The organism is Pseudomonas sp. NPDC089401, assembly GCF_044749485.1.
GTDB lineage: Bacteria > Pseudomonadota > Gammaproteobacteria > Pseudomonadales > Pseudomonadaceae > Aquipseudomonas.
Genome location: NZ_JBIVIA010000002.1, coordinates 1 through 17517, shown reverse-complemented (window position 1 = coordinate 17517; position 17517 = coordinate 1). Strand labels below are relative to the sequence as shown.

General features: G+C 64.4%; 18 protein-coding genes. 8 read left to right on the top strand and 10 right to left on the bottom strand.

Translation table 11 applies throughout. The features are described from left to right. Window positions 1-88 precede the first annotated feature (88 nt). Window positions 89-1990 carry an esterase EstP gene (estP, locus tag ACIP21_RS04270; RefSeq protein WP_400684343.1) on the bottom strand — a complete coding sequence of 634 codons (1902 nt, stop codon included), beginning with the start codon at window positions 1988-1990 and terminating at the stop codon, window positions 89-91. Between the two features lie 388 nt (window positions 1991-2378). On the opposite strand from estP, the gene ACIP21_RS04265 reads away from it, so the two are divergent. From ACIP21_RS04265 to ACIP21_RS04250, 4 genes are all read left to right on the top strand, one after another. Continuing rightward, window positions 2379-2972 carry an aminodeoxychorismate/anthranilate synthase component II gene (locus ACIP21_RS04265; protein ID WP_400684341.1) on the top strand — a complete coding sequence of 198 codons (594 nt, stop codon included), beginning with the start codon at window positions 2379-2381 and terminating at the stop codon, window positions 2970-2972. A 9-nt stretch (window positions 2973-2981) separates the two neighbouring features. Next, window positions 2982-4031: an anthranilate phosphoribosyltransferase gene (gene trpD / locus ACIP21_RS04260; RefSeq protein ID WP_400684338.1), complete on the top strand. Its 1050-nt coding sequence runs from the start codon at window positions 2982-2984 to the stop codon at window positions 4029-4031. Beyond that, window positions 4028-4861: an indole-3-glycerol phosphate synthase TrpC gene (gene trpC / locus ACIP21_RS04255; RefSeq protein ID WP_400684335.1), complete on the top strand. Its 834-nt coding sequence runs from the start codon at window positions 4028-4030 to the stop codon at window positions 4859-4861. Before trpD ends, trpC begins: the two co-directional genes overlap by 4 nt. A gap of 169 nt (window positions 4862-5030) precedes the next feature. Next, complete coding sequence (locus ACIP21_RS04250; protein ID WP_400684334.1) at window positions 5031-5735, top strand: biotin/lipoate A/B protein ligase family protein; 705 nt, start codon at window positions 5031-5033, stop codon at window positions 5733-5735. On the opposite strand, the gene crp is transcribed toward ACIP21_RS04250, so the two are convergent. Then, the gene (gene crp, locus ACIP21_RS04245) at window positions 5732-6376 is read right to left on the bottom strand and encodes a cAMP-activated global transcriptional regulator CRP (RefSeq protein ID WP_400684331.1); all 645 of its coding nucleotides are present in this window, start codon (window positions 6374-6376) and stop codon (window positions 5732-5734) included. The genes ACIP21_RS04250 and crp overlap by 4 nt on opposite strands. A 191-nt stretch (window positions 6377-6567) precedes the next feature. Here crp and ACIP21_RS04240 point away from each other — a divergent pair, with 191 nt between their 5' ends. Continuing rightward, window positions 6568-6990: an OsmC family protein gene (locus ACIP21_RS04240; RefSeq protein WP_004376171.1), complete on the top strand. Its 423-nt coding sequence runs from the start codon at window positions 6568-6570 to the stop codon at window positions 6988-6990. 116 nt (window positions 6991-7106) lie between these two features. Here ACIP21_RS04240 and ACIP21_RS04235 read toward each other — a convergent pair whose 3' ends face one another. The 6 genes from ACIP21_RS04235 to hemJ all read right to left on the bottom strand — a co-directional run bounded on the left by ACIP21_RS04235 (window position 7107) and on the right by hemJ (window position 11536). Further along, the gene (locus ACIP21_RS04235; RefSeq protein ID WP_400684328.1) at window positions 7107-8147 is read right to left on the bottom strand and encodes a DUF2157 domain-containing protein; all 1041 of its coding nucleotides are present in this window, start codon (window positions 8145-8147) and stop codon (window positions 7107-7109) included. Between the two features lie 10 nt (window positions 8148-8157). Then, entirely contained in the window at window positions 8158-8805 is a 648-nt protein-coding gene (coq7, locus tag ACIP21_RS04230; RefSeq protein ID WP_400684325.1) for a 2-polyprenyl-3-methyl-6-methoxy-1,4-benzoquinone monooxygenase, read from the bottom strand. 66 nt (window positions 8806-8871) lie between these two features. Next, window positions 8872-9210, bottom strand: coding sequence for a histidine triad nucleotide-binding protein (locus ACIP21_RS04225; protein ID WP_400684323.1), 339 nt, complete (start codon window positions 9208-9210; stop codon window positions 8872-8874). A gap of 63 nt (window positions 9211-9273) precedes the next feature. Beyond that, window positions 9274-10056, bottom strand: a complete 783-nt coding sequence (locus ACIP21_RS04220) for an SDR family NAD(P)-dependent oxidoreductase (protein WP_400684321.1) — start codon at window positions 10054-10056, stop codon at window positions 9274-9276. Between the two features lie 64 nt (window positions 10057-10120). After that, on the bottom strand, window positions 10121-11080 hold the full coding sequence (locus ACIP21_RS04215; protein ID WP_400684319.1) for an NAD(P)H-dependent flavin oxidoreductase: 960 nt from the start codon (window positions 11078-11080) through the stop codon (window positions 10121-10123). Window positions 11081-11110: 30 nt separating this feature from the next. After that, window positions 11111-11536, bottom strand: a complete 426-nt coding sequence (gene hemJ, locus ACIP21_RS04210) for a protoporphyrinogen oxidase HemJ (RefSeq protein ID WP_400684316.1) — start codon at window positions 11534-11536, stop codon at window positions 11111-11113. A 142-nt stretch (window positions 11537-11678) separates the two neighbouring features. Here hemJ and argC point away from each other — a divergent pair, with 142 nt between their 5' ends. Then, window positions 11679-12713, top strand: coding sequence for an N-acetyl-gamma-glutamyl-phosphate reductase (gene argC, locus ACIP21_RS04205; RefSeq protein WP_019472953.1), 1035 nt, complete (start codon window positions 11679-11681; stop codon window positions 12711-12713). A 146-nt stretch (window positions 12714-12859) separates the two neighbouring features. After that, on the top strand, window positions 12860-13210 hold the full coding sequence (gene erpA / locus ACIP21_RS04200) for an iron-sulfur cluster insertion protein ErpA (protein ID WP_172229747.1): 351 nt from the start codon (window positions 12860-12862) through the stop codon (window positions 13208-13210). Window positions 13211-13269: 59 nt separating this feature from the next. Here the strand turns inward: erpA and ACIP21_RS04195 are convergent, their stop codons facing one another. Both ACIP21_RS04195 and ACIP21_RS04190 read right to left on the bottom strand, forming a co-directional pair. Further along, complete coding sequence (locus tag ACIP21_RS04195) at window positions 13270-14361, bottom strand: anhydro-N-acetylmuramic acid kinase (RefSeq protein WP_400684314.1); 1092 nt, start codon at window positions 14359-14361, stop codon at window positions 13270-13272. Between the two features lie 4 nt (window positions 14362-14365). Further along, window positions 14366-15778, bottom strand: coding sequence for a peptidoglycan DD-metalloendopeptidase family protein (locus ACIP21_RS04190; RefSeq protein WP_400684311.1), 1413 nt, complete (start codon window positions 15776-15778; stop codon window positions 14366-14368). 215 nt (window positions 15779-15993) lie between these two features. Between ACIP21_RS04190 and tyrS the strand changes: the two genes are divergently transcribed. Next, complete coding sequence (gene tyrS, locus ACIP21_RS04185) at window positions 15994-17193, top strand: tyrosine--tRNA ligase (protein WP_400684309.1); 1200 nt, start codon at window positions 15994-15996, stop codon at window positions 17191-17193. The last annotated feature ends 324 nt before the right edge of the window (window positions 17194-17517 follow it).

Here is a 17517-nt window from a genome sequence, read left to right as displayed (position 1 = left end):
CCACAGGGAATACGCTGGGCTTGAAACCTGTGCAGTCCCTGTGGGAGCGGCTTTAGCCGCGAATGGGCCGCAAAGCGGCCCCAACAATTTAGAAGTCGACACTAATGCCCAGGCTCACCCCCTGCTGGGTCAGCTCATCACTCTTGCGCCAGTTGTAGTTCCCACGCAGATGCACCCCCGCCACCAGCTCATGGCTCACCCCCAGGCTCGCCCGGGTCGAATCGCTGTGCGGCGTATACCCGGTCAAGGTGAAGTCATTGCCCGGCAATGTGGTCAGGTGCAGGGTCACATCCTGCTGGTCATCCTCGAATTCATGCTCCTGCGCCACCTCGGCGAACACCTTGGTACTCGGCAACACCTGCACGCTGCCCAGCAACCCCACGCCCAGGCGCCGCGACGTCCGCTCCTGGTCATCGACGCCCAGTGCCGTCGAGCGCCCGCTCTTCTCGTCATAGCCATCGACCTTGACCCGCGCATAGTCGGCGCTGATGAACGGCGCCAGTTGCCAGCTGCTGCTGTCGGCCGCCAGGTTGTAGCCCAACCGGCCGGTCACCGCCCAGGCCTCGCCATCGCTGTCGCCTTTTTCGCTGCGGTCGTTCACGCCCAGGGCGAAGGTGCGCTTGAGGTCGCGATAGTCCAGGTGCCCGGCGGTCAAGGCGGCATCGGCCCACCAGCGGTCCTGGCGGAACTGGGCGAAGGCGCTGGCGAGGTAACTGTCGAGCTTGTAGTCGGAGTCCTGCTCACCGGCTTCCAGCTTCTGCCGGTATATACCGCCGGCCAGGCCCAGGCGCCACGCGTCGTTCAGCCGGTAGCTGCCGCCCAGGGTCAGGTTGTAGCCGCGACCATCGCCGCTGGCGGCGCTGCGCTGGTCGTCGAAGTCCAGGTCCTGGGCGCCGGTGCTGACGAACGCCTGCCATTGGCCCACCGCTTGCCAGGGCGTCTGCCACTGGTTGCGCAGTTCGTCCTGGTGCGCGCGCAGGCTGGCGTGGGCCATTTCCGGCAGCAGTGTCAGCTCCCACGGGGCGGAGAGGATCGAGTAGGCGTAGTCGGCAATCAGCTGCTGGCCGGCGATGGTCGGGTGCACCGAATCGTTGAACAGCAGCTTTGTCGCGTCGGGCGTGCTGCCGTTGATGCCGTAGACCGGGTTTTCGACGCAGTTGCTGCCGCTGTAGCAGGTGCCCACAAGGTTCTGCCCGCTGGCCAGGCCGAACTGGTCGGGGCTGGCCAGGGCTTCGCCGAGCAGCACGGGAATGTTCAGCGGGATGATTTCGGCATCGACCTGGCGCAGCTGGCTGAGCAGCGACTGGTTGAACACCCCGGACAGTTGCGACAGCGCATTTTCTTGTGCGGTACCGCTGAAGTTCGGCGTCTGCCCCAGGTCCGGCAGCAGCCAGACCATGATGTAGCGCGCGCCCCCTTGCTGCAGGGCCTGGGCGCTGGCAGCGAGGCGGGCGCCGGCGGCTGCGGCGTCGCCGGCGCTGTTGACCAGGCCCTGGAGGAAGTCGTTGCCACCGCCGGTCAGGTAGTACAGGGCGTTGGGATCGGCTTGCAGGCCGTTGGCCAGGTAGCCCGCTTTCTCACGCAGGACCAGGCCCGCTCCAGCAGTGCCTGGTGGAATCACCGTTTCGGAAGTGTCGGTAATCGAGTCGAGGATCTGTTGCGTGGTATAGCCGCCCACCGCCCAGTTGTTGCCGTCGGGCAGGCCCAGCGCCTGGTAGCTCAGCGAAGTCGAGGGGCCCAGTTCGCTCGGGCTGACGCCAAGCCTGCCACCGAGGATCATCGGCGACACCGGCGCGTAGTTGCCGTTGGCATCGCGGTTGGTGAAGCGCATGCCCAGGGTACCGCCGGTCAGGTCGGGAAACTGCCCGGCGTCGCTCAGGCTGTCGCCGAACACGATCAACGTCGAGTAGGGCGAGGGTGCAGCAAATGCCTGGCTGCAGGCCAGGGCCAGTGAAGCGAGGGTAAAGCGCAATAAAGGAGCTTTTCGCATCGTTGAACATCCTTTTCATTGTTTTTATGGGGACTACCGGATCGACCATAGCAAATCGCCGGGCATCGCTCCCAAGTCCATTCGTTTCCCCGTGTTTACGGGCATGTTGCGCCCGCCGCCCCGGTAAGCTACTGTGCCGGAACGTATGAGCGAGACCATTCCTGTGTTGATCGTCAGCAAACTCTTGATGCGCGTTATCAAGGCCCACGCCCGTTGGCGTTGGCGCGCCTGACTTTATCTCCTGCCGGCCCGTCCGGCCCGTCCCCGTTTGCCTTCCCGCCTGTATAGCGACTGTCCTTCTTGGCCAAGCCACGTCCGTGGTTGCTGACTTCGACAGGAGTAGGAAGGTTCGAATTTTGAAGTCAGTAGATTCAAGAGGTTTAGCCCGATGTTACTGATGATCGACAATTACGACTCATTCACTTACAACGTCGTTCAATACCTTGGCGAGCTGGGTGCCGAGGTCAAGGTCATTCGCAACGACGAAATGACCCTCGCCGAGATCGCAGCCCTCAACCCCGAGCGCATCGTCGTTTCCCCAGGCCCGTGCACCCCGAGCGAGGCCGGTGTGTCGATCGAGGCCATCCTGCACTTTGCCGGCAAGCTGCCGATCCTCGGCGTGTGCCTCGGCCACCAGTCGATCGGCCAGGCCTTCGGCGGTGACGTGGTGCGCGCGCGCCAGGTGATGCATGGCAAGACCAGCCCGGTGCACCACCGCGACCTGGGCGTGTTCGCCGAACTCAACAACCCGCTGACCGTGACCCGCTACCATTCCCTGGTGGTCAAGCGCGAAACCCTGCCGGATTGCCTTGAGGTCACCGCCTGGACTGCCCACGAAGACGGTTCGGTCGACGAGATCATGGGCCTGCGCCACAAGACCCTGAACATCGAAGGGGTGCAGTTCCACCCCGAGTCGATCCTCACCGAGCAGGGCCACGAGCTGTTCGCCAACTTCCTAAAACAGACCGGCGGCCACCGCTAAGGAGCGATCATGGATATCAAAGGTGCGCTGAACCGCGTGGTCAGCCAGCTTGACCTCAGCACCGAGGAAATGCGCGACGTCATGCGCCAGATCATGACCGGCCAGTGCAGCGAGGCGCAGATCGGCGCCTTCCTGATGGCCATGCGCATGAAGAGCGAGAGCATCGACGAGATCGTCGGCGCGGTGTCGGTGATGCGCGAGCTGTGCGGCAAGGTCGAACTGAAATCCCTCGACGGTGTGGTCGACATCGTCGGCACCGGCGGTGACGGCGCCAACATCTTCAACGTTTCCACCGCGTCGTCGTTCGTTCTCGCGGCGGCCGGCTGCACCGTGGCCAAGCACGGCAACCGCGCGGTCTCCGGCAAGAGCGGCAGCGCCGACCTGCTGGAAGCCGCCGGCATCTACCTGAACCTGACCCCGACCCAGGTTGCCCGCTGTATCGACAGCCTGGGGATTGGCTTCATGTTCGCCCAGAGCCATCACACCGCCATGAAGTACGCCGCCGGCCCGCGTCGCGACCTGGGCCTGCGCACCCTGTTCAACATGCTGGGCCCGCTTACGAATCCGGCTGGCGTGAAGCACCAGGTGGTCGGGGTGTTCACCCAGGCGCTGTGCCGCCCGCTGGCCGAGGTGCTGCAGCGCCTGGGTAGCAAGCACGTGCTGGTGGTGCATTCGAAGGACGGCCTGGACGAGTTCAGCCTTGCCGCACCGACCTTCGTCGCCGAGCTGAAGAACGACCAGATCAGCGAGTACTGGGTCGAGCCGGAAGACCTCGGCATGAAGAGCCAGAGCCTGCATGGCCTGGCGGTCGAGAACCCGCAGGCGTCGCTGGAACTGATCCGTGATGCGCTGGGCCGTCGCAAGACCGAAAACGGCCAGAAGGCCGCCGAAATGATCGTGCTCAATGCTGGCGCGGCACTTTACGCCGCGGACCATGCCATGAGCCTCAAGTCGGGCGTGGAACTGGCCCACGACGTACTGCACACGGGCCTGGCCTGGGAGAAGCTGCAGGAACTGGGCGCCTTTACTGCAGTATTCAAGGTGGAGAACGAAGCATGAGTGTGCCGACGGTGCTGGAAAGGATCATCGCCCGCAAGTTCCAGGAAGTGGCCGAGCGCAGCGCGCGCGTGAGCCTCGCCGAGCTGGAGCGCCTGGCCAAGGCGGCCGATGCCCCCCGTGGTTTCGCCAACGCCCTGATCGAGCAGGCCAAGCTCAAGAAGCCGGCAGTCATCGCCGAAATCAAGAAAGCCTCGCCGAGCAAGGGCGTGATCCGCGAGGACTTCGTGCCGGCGGACATCGCCGTCAGCTACGAGAAGGGCGGGGCGACCTGCCTGTCGGTATTGACCGACGTGGACTACTTCCAGGGTGCCGACGAGTACCTGCAGCAGGCCCGCGCCGCGGTATCGTTGCCGGTGATCCGCAAGGACTTCATGGTCGACCCGTACCAGATCGTCGAGGCCCGTGCCCTGGGCGCCGACTGTGTACTGCTGATCGTCTCGGCGCTGGATGATGTGAAAATGGCCGAGCTGGCTGCCACGGCCAAGGACGTCGGGCTCGACGTGCTGGTCGAAGTGCATGACGGCGACGAGCTGGAACGCGCGCTGAAGACCCTCGACACGCCGCTGGTCGGGGTCAACAACCGCAACCTGCACACCTTCGAGGTCAGCCTCGACACCACCCTCGACCTGCTGCCGCGCATTCCACGTGACCGTCTGGCGATTACCGAGAGCGGTATTCTCAACCGCGCCGACGTCGAGCTGATGGAGATCAACGAGGTCTACTCGTTCCTGGTCGGCGAGGCGTTCATGCGCGCCGCGCAGCCGGGGCTGGAGTTGCAGCGGTTGTTCTTCCCGGATCAGGTGAAGAAGACTGTTCAGCCTCTGGACTGATCGAAAAAATGAAGCCGGCTTGTTGCCGGCTTTTTTGTATGCCTGTTCCGGCCCTTTCGCGGGTAAACCCGCTCCCACAGGGTCACCACAATCCTGACCATGGTTGAGATCCTGTGGGAGCGGGTTTACCCGCGAAGAGGCCAGTGATTCTGACATCCAAGGTGGATCAATGACCGATCAACCCCTCGCCCTGACTGTCGAGCAGGGCCTTCACGCCGAACAAGATCTGCTGGCTGCGGTGTGCCGCGGCGAACGCGATTCCGGCGTGCTGTTCTGGCGCCCTACCGACCACGCCCTGGTCATGCCCCGGCGCATGAGCCGCCTGGAAAACTTCGAGGCCGCCTGCTCCGAACTGGCCATTGCCGGCTGGCCGGTGCTGTTGCGCGAAACCGGTGGCGAGCCGGTGCCGCAGTCGCATTCGACCGTGAACGTCGCTCTGGTCTACGTCGCGCCACGCAGTGAGGGCGACCATGGCCGTATCGAAAATGCCTACGAACGTTTGTGCCTGCCGTTGTGCGACGTGCTGCGCGAGTGGGGTGGGGTGGCCTCGGTGGGCGAGATCGACGGTGCCTTCTGCGATGGCCGCTACAACGTCAACCTCAATGGCCGCAAGCTGGTCGGCACCGCCCAGCGCTGGCGCCAGGGGCTCGGTGGCAAGCGCCCGGTGGTGCTGGTGCACGGTGCGCTGTTGCTGGACAACGAGCGCGAGTCGATGGTCGCGGCGGTCAACCGCTTCAATGAATGTTGCGACCTGGAGCAGCGCTGCCGCGCCGACAGCCATATCGCCCTGCACGAAGTGGCGCCTGCGGCGCCCTGGTTCGAGCGCCTGTCCCTGGCCTATCGCGACGTGCTGGACGCCTTGCCGAAAGATTAACGGGTGCCGTAGACCACCATGGTCTTGCCCTTGACCTGTACCAGGCTGCGTTCTTCGAGGTCTTTGAGAACGCGGCCGACCATCTCCCGCGAACAACCGACGATGCGGCCGATTTCCTGGCGGGTGATCTTGATCTGCATGCCGTCGGGGTGGGTCATGGCGTCGGGCTGCTTGCACAGGTCGAGCAGGCAGCGGGCCACACGCCCGGTGACGTCGAAGAAGGCCAGGTCGCCGACCTTGCGCGTGGTGTTGCGCAGGCGCTGGGCCATCTGGCTACCGAGGGCGTAGAGGATGTCCGGGTCCTGGCGTGCGAGTTCGCGGAATTTGTCGTAGCTGATTTCCGCCACTTCGCATTCGGTCTTGGCGCGTACCCAGGCGCTGCGCTGCTGATCGCTGCCAGCCGGCTCGAACAGCCCCAGCTCACCGAAGAAATCGCCATTGTTGAGGTAGGCGATGATCATTTCGTGGCCTTCGTCGTCCTCGATCAGGATGGTGACCGAGCCCTTGATGATGAACGACAGGGTTTCGGCACGATCACCGGCGCAGATGATGTTGCTCTTGGCGGTGTAGCGGCGGCGCTGGCAGTGCACCAGCAGCTTGTCGATGTTCTTGATCTTGGCGGGTAGGGCGGAGGCAACCATCACGAAATCCTGTTCGATGCGACGCATAGGCTCTTGTTAGTGGTTGTCTGGCGCGACGCGCCAGTCAATTGGCGCCAGCTTATCAGACAGTGCGGGATGTTTCGGTACTAAAGCGACGCGTGTTGAGCTTTTCCGACAGGCATACAAGGCTTAAGCTGACACCCTTTTGCGAAATCCAGGAGTACGGACAGATGAAGGCACGCATCCAGTGGGCCGGTGAAGCGATGTTCCTCGGCGAATCGGGGAGCGGCCACGTGGTGGTGATGGACGGCCCGCCCGAGGCCGGTGGCCGCAACCTGGGCGTGCGCCCGATGGAAATGCTCCTGCTCGGCCTGGGTGGCTGCAGCAGTTTCGACGTGGTCAGTATCCTGAAGAAGTCGCGCCAGGCGGTGGAAAGCTGCGAGGCGTTCCTGGAGGCCGAGCGTGCCAGTGAAGACCCCAAGGTGTTCACCAAGATCCACATGAACTTCGTGGTCAAGGGGCGCGGGCTGAAAGAGGCCCAGGTCAAGCGTGCGGTGGAGCTGTCGGCGGAGAAGTATTGCTCGGCGTCGATCATGCTCGAGCGCGCCGGGGTGGAAATCACCCATGGCTATGAAATCGTCGAGCTGGGTTGAGGCAGAGATTTTGGGGCTGCTTTGCAGCCCTATCGCGACACAAGGCCGCTCCTACAATCCTGTAGGAGCGGCCTTGTGTCGCGAAAGGGTCGCGAAGCGGCCCCGGCAATCGTCAGTCAGTCACGCAAGGCCGGCAGTGCCACTCGCAACCACTGCGGCAACCACCCCCTGACCACCCGACTCAACCGCTCCCGCCGTTTCTGATACCCCAGCCCCAGCCCGATCACCCCCAGCCCGATCAAGGTCACCACCAGCGGGAACAGCAACGACTCGGCAAACACCTCGTATGACAGGTACCCAAGGTATGCCGCCACCCCCAGCGCCCCGAACACCATGAACAGCGGCCGGCGCAGCAGCACCGCCAGGCCCATCAGCCCCAGGTTGATCAGGCAATACGCTGCCTTGCCCAGTTCACTGTCGCTTTCCATCATCGTCAGCCCGCCCCAGAACGCCGCAAGCCCCGCCAGGTAGCCCCAGTGCGCATAGTCCTCACGGGTGCGCCCGTCCACCACCACGAACACCAGCAGCAAAGCGATCCCAAACCACAGCGAAACCGTGCGTCGCTGTTCCCAACTGAACGGTGAGCCATACACCCACTCGCTCAGGTCCATCGACATGAACCACAGCGCCACGGCGATCGGCATGACGATGAACGGGTAGGGGATCAGCCGCAGCATCAGCAAACCGGCCAGCACTGTAGCTACTTCCATCGCCAGCCAGCCGTCCTGCACATAGGTGTAGTACTGGTGATAGTCCGCTTGCGCGTCATCCAGGGGCCACCAGCCGGCCAGGCGTTCGATGGCGAACACCGCCAGCGGCACGATGCTGATCGCGACTGCGGCAAGCACGCCGGCGGCAACAGGCTGCTGGCGACTCTGCAGGTTGAGGGCGAAGAGGGTGAGTGCGGCGATGTAGAGGACGGCGATGGCCAGCAGCGCCCCGTCGCCGATACGCATCCAGGCTTCGGTGAGCAGCCAGCCCATCGCTCCCATGATCAGCAATGCGCCGAGGTAGAAAGCGACGTGGGCCAGCTGGAAGCTGCCGCGGGTGGCCGGCTGCTGGCGCAGGAACGCCAGCAAAGCCTGGTCCTGGCCGGGCTGGAGGATGCCGGCCTGGACGGCGCGCGCCAGGTCCTTGGCGTCGATACGGTCCGTCATGGCGGGGCCTTCAGATGCGGTAGGTGCTCTTGGTCATGACCTTGGCCAGCAGGCTCATGCCGAGGCGCACCGGGGCCGGGAAGCGATAGCCGCCGGCTTCGAGGGCGGATTCGGCGTGCTGCTCCTCGTCCACGCGCATCTGCTCGAGGATGGCGCGGGACTTTTCGTCTTCCTGGGGGAGTTGCTCAAGGTGTTCGTCCAGGTGTTTGCACACCTGATGCTCGGTGGCGGCGACGAAACCAAGGCTGACCTTGTCGCTGACCAGGCCGGCGAGGGCGCCGATGCCGAACGACATGCCATAGAACAGCGGGTTGAGCACGCTCGGGTGGCTGCCCAGCTGGCGGATGCGCTGCTCGCACCAGGCCAGGTGGTCGACCTCTTCCTCGGCGGCATGCTCCATGGCCTTGCGCACCTGCGGCAACTTGGCGGTCAGGGCCTGGCCCTGATACAGCGCCTGGGCGCAGACTTCGCCGGTGTGGTTGATGCGCATCAGCCCGGCGATGTGGCGGGTCTGGTTGTCGTCCAGTTCGGCGTCCGGCTGGATGATCGCCGGCGATGGGCGGGACGGTTGGCCGCTGAAGGGCAGCAAGGTGCGCATGGCGGTATCGGCCTGCAGCAACAAGCGGTCGAGCGGCGAGTAGTGACGTTCGGTGGCCATCGGGCACCTCCGCTGAAGTGATGCCCGACAGTTTACCTCAATCGCCCGGTAGGGGCTTGCCTTGGGTCAGCCCGGTGGCCAGTTCATCTGGCGCTGGCCAAGGACGTGCATATGGATGTGGTAGACGGTCTGGCCGCCTTTCGGGTTGCAGTTCATGACCACCCGGAAGCCTTCCTCGCAGCCTTGCTCGACCGCCAGGCGCTGGGCAGTGAACAGGATATGCCCGGCCAGGGCCTTGTCCTCTTCGGTCAGGTCGTTGAGGGTGCGGATGTGTTTCTTCGGGATGACCAGAAAATGCACCGGCGCCGCAGGGGCGATGTCCCTGAAGGCGAGGATCTGCTCATCTTCGTAGATGATGTCCGCCGGGATTTCCCGGTTGATGATTTTGAGGAATAGATCGTCCACAGCACTTGCTCCATGGTGAGGGTCGGGCCGAGTGTACTCAGCCAGGCGTCGCTCGCCCAGAGGCTATTCCATGCCGACCGGGCAGTAGCGGCGGTGGATGAAGCCGGCCAGCTTGCGTGCCAGCCAGCGCGGCAACAGGCGCGGGGCGAAGGCCAGCCAGCGGTTGCGGCGCAGGGGCATGATCACCGCGCGGTTGCTGGCCAGTGCGCGCACGGCGTACAACGCCACTTCCTCGGGGCTCAGGCAGCGGCTGTTGCCGTCGAGCCGGGGAATGGGCCGGCGCGACGAGCGAACCGGACCGGGGCAGAGCACCGAGACCTTGATGCCGGCGGGCTTGAGCTCTTCGCGCAGGGCCTCGCTGAAGTGCATCACGTAGGCCTTGCTGGCGGCGTAGGTGGCCATGTAGGGGCCCGGCGCCACGGCGGCCAGGCCGGCGACGTTGAGGATCTGCCCGCCGCCTTGCACCGCCATCAGGTTGCCGATGGCATGGCACAGGCGGCTCAAGGCAAGAATGTTGACTTCCAGCAGGTCCTGCTCGTCGGCCCACTCATGGGCCAGGAACGGGCCATAGGTCCGTTGGCCGGCGCAGTTGACCAGCAGGTCGATGCGCCGCTCGCCTTCTTCCAGCTCCAGCACGAAACCCGAGAGGCGCAGCGGCTGGCTGAGGTCGCAGGCGCGCAACAGCACCTCGACGCCAAAGCGTTGGGCCAGTTCGAGCGCGACCGGCTCCAGGGTTTCGCGGTGGCGTGCCACCAGGATCAGGTTGCGCCCGCGCCGTGCCAGGGCTTCCGCCAGGGCCAGGCCCAGGCCGCTGGAAGCACCGGTGATCATGGCGTAACGGGTCATGCAAGGCTCCTGGGGGCGAAAGAGGGCGCCTAGTGTACAGCCTGCCCGTTGACAGCGTGTTGCCTTATTGCTTCTGCGAGGCCAGCAGGGCCTGGCTGTGCGCGAGGGCTGCGCGGTACTCGTCCTGCAGGCGCTCGATCAGCGCGGTGGCGCTGGGCAGGTCATGGATAGCGCCGACCCCTTGCCCGGCGGACCAGACGGTCTTCCAGACCTTGGCTTCTTCGTCGATGGGTTTGAGCTTGCCCTGTTCGTGGCCGGACTTCAGTGCGGCCATGTCGTAGCCGGCCTGCTCCAGGCTGGGGCGCAGGAAGCTGGCGGGGATGCCGGACACGGCCGGGGTGTGGACGATGTCCGCGGCGTGGGCGTCGAGCAGCATCTGCTTGTAGTCGGCCTGGGCATGGCTTTCCTGGGTGGCAATGAAGCGGGTGCCCATGTAGGCCAGGTCGGCGCCGAGCAACTGGGCGGCGAGGATCTCGTGGCCATGGTTGATGCAGCCGGCCAGCAGCAGGGTCTTGTCGAAGAACTGGCGGATCTCGGCGGCCAGGGCGAACGGGCTCCAGGTACCGGCATGCCCACCCGCGCCCGCCGCCACGGCGATCAGGCCATCGACCCCGGCTTCGGCAGCCTTTTCCGCGTGACGTCTTGTAGTCACGTCATGGAACACCAGGCCGCCATAGCTGTGAACAGCGTCGACTACTTCTTTCACAGCGCCGAGGCTGGTGATGACGATCGGCACTCGGTGCTCGACGCACAGGGCCAGGTCCGCCTGCAGGCGGGGGTTGCTCGGGTGGACGATCAGGTTGACCGCGTAGGGGGCTGGCGCCTCCAGCTGCGCCAGGCCCGCCTCGATTTCTTCCAGCCAGGCCTTGAAGCCGGCGCTGTCGCGCTGGTTCAGCGCCGGGAAGCTGCCGACCACACCGCTGGCACAGCAGGCCAGCACCAGTTGCGGGTTGGAAATCAGGAACATCGGCGCTGCGACCACGGGCAGGCGCAGGCGTTGTTCGAGCGAAGCGGGCAGGGACATGGGCGAGGCTCCAGTACGAGTCGATTTATGTCAGAACGGTTTGACCACCACGAGTATCACGATGCCCAGCAGGAACAGCACCGGCACCTCGTTGAACCAGCGGTAGTACACATGGCCGCGGGTGTTGGTGCCCGCTTCGAAGCGTTTGCGCTGGGCGCCGCAGATGTGATGGTAGCCGGTCAGCAGGATCACCAGGGTCAGCTTGGCGTGCAGCCAGCCCTGGCTCAGCCAGCCGGGCGTGAGGTAGAGCATCCAGGCGCCGAACACGTAGGTGGCGATCATCGCCGGGTTCATGATGCCGCGGTACAGCTTGCGCTCCATGGTGACGAAGCGTTGCTGACTGATGCTGTCCTGGCTCTGGGCGTGGTAGACGAACAATCTGGGCAGGTAGAACAGGCCGGCGAACCAGCAGACCACGCTGACAATATGCAGCGCTTTGATCCATAGGTAGAGCATGGAGGGAGTTCCTTCAGGTAATCACGGTCGTCAGATAGTAGAGGTCAAGCGCCCGAAGGGGCACCCCAAGAGTTGTTACAGGCGGCCCGCGCCCCTATTATCGTGCGCTTTCCAGACGGCTCGTTGATAAGGGGCAAGCGTTATGATCAAGGTCGGTATCGTCGGCGGCACGGGTTACACCGGCGTCGAACTGTTGCGTCTGCTGGCACAGCATCCACAGGCCGAAGTGGCGGTCATCACTTCGCGCTCCGAGGCGGGCGTGGCGGTCGCCGACATGTACCCGAACCTGCGTGGTCACTACGACGGCCTGGCCTTCAGCGTGCCGGACAGCAAGGCCCTGGCGGCCTGCGACGTGGTGTTCTTCGCCACTCCGCATGGCGTGGCCCACGCCCTGGCCGGCGAGCTGCTGGCCGCTGGCACCAAGGTCATCGACCTGTCCGCCGACTTCCGCCTGCAGGACGCTACCGAGTGGGGCAAGTGGTACGGCCAGCCGCACGGCGCGCCGGAACTGCTCAAGGACGCCGTGTACGGCTTGCCCGAGGTGAACCGCGAGAAGATCCGCCAGGCGCGTCTGATCGCCGTGCCGGGTTGCTACCCGACTGCCACCCAGCTGGGCTTCCTGCCGCTGCTCGAAGCCGGCCTGGCCGACCCCTCGCGGCTGATCGCCGACTGCAAGTCGGGTGTCAGCGGTGCCGGCCGTGGCGCTGCCGTCGGCTCGCTGTTCTGTGAGGCCGGTGAAAGCATGAAGGCCTACGCGGTCAAGGGCCATCGCCACCTGCCGGAAATCAGCCAGGGCCTGCGCCTGGCAGCGGGCAAGGACATTGGCCTGACCTTCGTGCCGCACTTGACGCCGATGATCCGTGGCATTCACGCCACCTTGTACGCCAATGTCGTCGACACCTCGGTCGACCTGCAGGCGCTGTTCGAGAAGCGTTACGCCGATGAGCCGTTCGTCGACGTGATGCCGGCCGGCAGCCATCCGGAAACCCGCAGCGTGCGTGGTGCCAACGTCTGCCGTATCGCCGTCCATCGCCCGCAGGGTGGTGACCTGGTGGTGGTGCTGTCGGTAATCGACAACCTGGTCAAGGGCGCGTCCGGCCAGGCGGTGCAGAACCTCAACATCCTGTTCGGCCTGGACGAGCGCATGGGTCTTTCCCACGCCGGCCTGCTGCCGTAAGCCGGCGTTGCCGGAAAGGGCCCGCCTCGTGCGGGCCTTTTTGTTTGTCACGACTAAAGGCGGACAATTGTTGACCGATTTTCTCGGGGAAGCGGATAATGCGCGTCATCGAGTTTTATGGCGGCTACCGCGCCGGGAGAATCAACATGAGCGTCGAAACCTTCACCCCCACGGCTTTGGAATTCACCCATGGCGCTGCGCAGAAGGTGAAGAACCTGGTTTCCGAGGAAGGCAACGACCGCTTGAAGCTGCGTGTGTTCGTCACCGGCGGTGGCTGCTCGGGCTTCCAGTACGGTTTCACCTTCGATGAAGATGTGGCCGAGGACGACACCATCGTCGAGCGCGAAGGCGTTTCCCTGGTGGTCGACCCGATGAGCTTCCAGTACCTGGCTGGCGCCGAGGTGGACTATCAGGAAGGCCTGGAAGGTTCGCGTTTCGTCATCAAGAACCCGAATGCTTCCACCACCTGTGGCTGCGGTTCGTCGTTCTCGATCTAGCTGCAGGCTGTACGAAAACGCCGCGCAATTGCGCGGCGTTTTGCTTTCTGCCGTAGGCTTTACGCTGGATAGATGGCGCCGAGTACGCGCAAGCCCTTGGCCGCCGTGACGCTTGGGCGGTTGGCAGGAATGCCTTCCAGGCAGCAGTGGGCGAGCCAGGCAAAGGCCATGGCCTCGACCCAGTCCGGGTCCACGCCGTGGGCGCCGGTGCTGGAAACCTGGGCACCGGGCAACAGTTCGCCGAGGCGGGCCATCAATGCACCGTTGCGTGCGCCACCGCCGCACACCAGCAGCGCTTCGGTGCCTTGCTGGGCGCCCAGCAGGGACTCGATGATGCTGTGCGCGGTCAGTTCCAGCAGTGTCGCCTGCACGTCTTCGTCGCGATAGGCGGGCAGGGCGGCCAGGTGGCTATCCAGCCAGGGCAGGTTGAAGACTTCCCGGCCTGTGCTCTTCGGGCCGCTGCCAGCGAAGAACGGGTCGCTCGACAGGCTGTTCAGCAGGCCCGCCTGTACGCTGCCACTGGCCGCCCAGGCGCCATCGGCGTCGTAGGCCTTGCCGTGCTTGCGCTCGATCCAGGCATCCAGCAGCACATTGCCGGGGCCGCAGTCGAAGCCGTGTACCGGCCTGTCGCGCTCGATCAGGCTGAGGTTGCTGAAACCGCCCACGTTGAGCACCGCCAGGCGCTGGCCCAGGTGGCCGAACAGGCTTTCGTGGAAGGCCGGCACCAGGGGCGCGCCCTGGCCGCCGGCGGCTACGTCGCGTCGACGGAAGTCGGCCACCACGCTGATGCCGGTGAGTTCGGCGAGGAGGGCGGGGTTGCCGATCTGCACGGTGAAGCCGCGGGCGGGCTCATGGCGGATGGTCTGGCCGTGGCTGCCGATGGCGCGTATGGCGTCGGGCTGGAGCCCTTGCTCGGCCAGCAGCTGCTGGATGCCCTCGGCGGCCAGGCTGGCCCAGCGGTTTTCGGCGAGGGCGGCCCGGGCGATCTCGTCCGGGCCACTGCTGCACAGGTCGAGCAACTGCTGGCGCAGGTCGCCGGGCATGGGCAGGTAGCGGGTGGCGAGCAGTTCGAGCTGCTCGCCTTGTTCGATCAAGGCGATGTCCAGGCCATCGAGGCTGGTGCCGGACATCACCCCCAGGTAGCGCGCCACGGGCTCAGCGCTTGTTCGCGGCGAGCAGGGTGGCCTTTTCCTGGTCCATGCGGGCGACCAGTGGCTGGCTCTGCTGCAGGAAACGCTGGCGCTCGTTCTTGGCGATCGGGTCGGCCATCGGCACTTTCTGGCTGAGCGGGTCGACGTGCACGCCGTTGACCTGGAACTCGTAGTGCAGGTGCGGGCCGGTGGACAGGCCGGTGGTGCCGATGTAGCCGATGATCTGGCCCTGCTTCACGCTGCTGCCGGTCTTGATGCCTTTGGCAAAGCCCTGCATGTGCCCATAGAGGGTCTTGTAGCTGTTGCCGTGGGCAATGATCACGGTGTTGCCGTAACCGCCGCGACGGCCGGCCAGCTCGATGCGGCCGTCACCGGCAGCCTTGATCGGCGTACCGCGTGGGGCCGCATAGTCGACACCCTTGTGGGCGCGGATCTTGTTCAGGATCGGGTGCTTGCGACCGGCGGAGAAGCGCGAGCTGATGCGCGCGAAGTCCACCGGCGTGCGGATGAACGCCTTGCGCAGGCTGTTGCCGTCGGCGGTGTAGTAGCTGGTATTGCCCTGCTTGTTGGTGTAGCGCACGGCGGTGTAGGTCTTGCCGCGGTTGGTGAAGCGCGCGGAGAGGATGTTGCCGGTGCCGACCACCTTGCCGTCCATCACCTTCTGCTCGTAGACCACGTCGAATTCGTCGCCTGGGCGGATATCCTGGGCGAAGTCGATGTCGTAGCCGAGCACCTTGGCCATGTCCATGGTCATGCTGTGGGACAGGCCGGCGCGCTGGGCCGAGGCCGACAGCGAGCTCTTGATCACGCCGTGGGCGTAGGCGGTACGCACCACCGGCTTGCTGATTTCGCGGTCGAAGGTGTAGCCCTTGGCGCTCTTGGTCAGGCGAATGGTTTCGAGGTTGCTGACCTTGCTGTGCAGGCTGGCCAGCTGGCCGTCCTTGTCCAGCTCGAACTGCAGGACCTGGCCATGCTTGAGCTGGCTGAACTGTTTGGCCTGCTTGTTGCTGGCCAGCAGGTCGTGCACGGCGTTGGCCGGCAGGCCGACCTTGGCGAACAGGGTCGACAGGGTATCGCCGCTGGCCACGGTGACTTCGCGATGCGCGGGGTCCTTGGCTTCGGGCTTGGCTTCGGGTTTGGTTTCGTTGGCCTGCGCGGTGTTGGATTCGGCGCCATCGATCTGGGCGAAAGGCGAATCCTGCTCGTTACCGGCCTGCACCAGCGGTGCGGCGCTGGATTCGTCCTTCAGCTGGTCGGCCGGGCTTTCCAGCTCCAGGCTGAGGGTGGTCTTCTTGGCCTCGACTTCGCTGGACGGAAATACCAGCAGGGCCAGGCTGAGCAGGGCGGCAATGCCGCTTGCGGCCAGCAGATGGCTTTTCGGATAAAGCGGGGGCGCTTTAGGCGTTTCGTTGCTCATAGGTAAGGTGACTTTGAAGAAAAATGAATATGGAAAAGATGAATGACATGATGAAGATGAAATAACTGTATAAAATATAACCAAATCCATCTTCGCGCAAGGGCGCGTAGACGCCGTGACGCGGCGGTCAGGTCACATTCCATTTCGAAACTTGTATTTGATGGCCGATCTTGTATGGTTGGCTCCCTTTGAATCTGAGCCTTGCGGGTCTGTCTATGAAGTCGGTTGAAGAGCAGCTGGCGCTTATCAAGCGCGGTGCGGAAGAGGTGTTGGTCGAGTCGGAACTGGTCGAGAAGCTCAAGCGCGGCCAGCCTCTGCGCATCAAGGCAGGCTTCGACCCGACTGCGCCTGACCTGCACCTGGGGCACACGGTGCTGATCAACAAGCTGCGCCAGTTCCAGGAGCTGGGGCACCAGGTCATTTTCCTGATCGGTGATTTCACCGGCATGATCGGCGACCCGAGTGGCAAGAGCGCCACCCGCCCGCCGCTGACCCGCGAACAGGTGCTGGACAACGCCGAGACCTACAAGCAGCAGGTGTTCAAGATCCTCGACCCGGCCAAGACCGAAGTCGCGTTCAACTCCACCTGGATGGACAAGCTGACGCCGGCCGACTTCATCCGCCTGGCGTCGCAGTACACCGTGGCGCGCATGCTCGAGCGTGACGACTTCGACAAGCGCTACACCACCAATCAGCCGATCGCCATTCACGAGTTCCTCTATCCGCTGGTGCAGGGGTATGACTCGGTTGCGCTGAAGGCTGACGTCGAGCTGGGCGGTACCGACCAGAAGTTCAACCTGCTGATGGGGCGCGAGTTGCAGCGTTCCTACGGTCAGGAAGCGCAGAACATCGTGACCATGCCGCTGCTCGAAGGTCTCGATGGCGTGAAGAAGATGTCCAAGTCGCTGGGCAACTATGTCGGCATCCAGGAAGCTCCGGGGGTGATGTACAGCAAGCTGGTGTCGATCCCGGACACGCTGATGTGGCGTTACTTCGAGCTGCTGAGCTTCCGTTCGATGGAAGAGATCGAGCAGTTCCGTGCCGATGTCGCCAATGGCGCCAATCCGCGTGACATCAAGATCAAGCTGGCGGAAGAGATCGTGGCGCGCTTCCATGGTGAGGAGGCTGCGGCCAACGCTCACCGTGCGGCGGGTAACCGCATGAAGGAGGGCGAGCTGCCGGAGGACCTGCCGGAGATCGAAGTGGTGGCGGCTGAAGACCTGCCGATCGCTGCCGTGCTGAATCGTGCGGGCCTGGTGAAGAACTCGGCGCAGGCGCGGGATCTGCTGAGCGGTGGTGCGGTGAAGGTTGATGGCGCGGTAGTTGATAAGGACTTCGTGTTTGCGCTGGGTGCTACCCATGTGTGCCAGGCGGGCAAGAAGTCGTTTGGCCGGGTTACCCTCAAGGCTGAGTGATTGGCTGGTGGTGTAGCTATATAGAAGCGGGGAGGCCGGAAGGCCTCCCCGCTTTGTTTTTGGTGGTGGGGCTGGCGGGTGTCTGTCTTGAGGTTGGGTTGGGGTTGAGAGTGTCTGTCTTGAGGATGGGGTGGGGTTGAGAGTGTCTGCCTTGAGGATGGGGTGGGGTTGAGAGTGTCTGTCTTGGGGTTGTGTTGGGTTTGAGAGGTGTTCGCCACAACCCTTGCACCGCCTGTGAGATCGAGCGCCGCCCGCGCGGCGCTTCGCGGGTAAACCCGCTCCCACATTTGTTGCAACGTGCCGAACCTGTCAGGCCATGGTCGC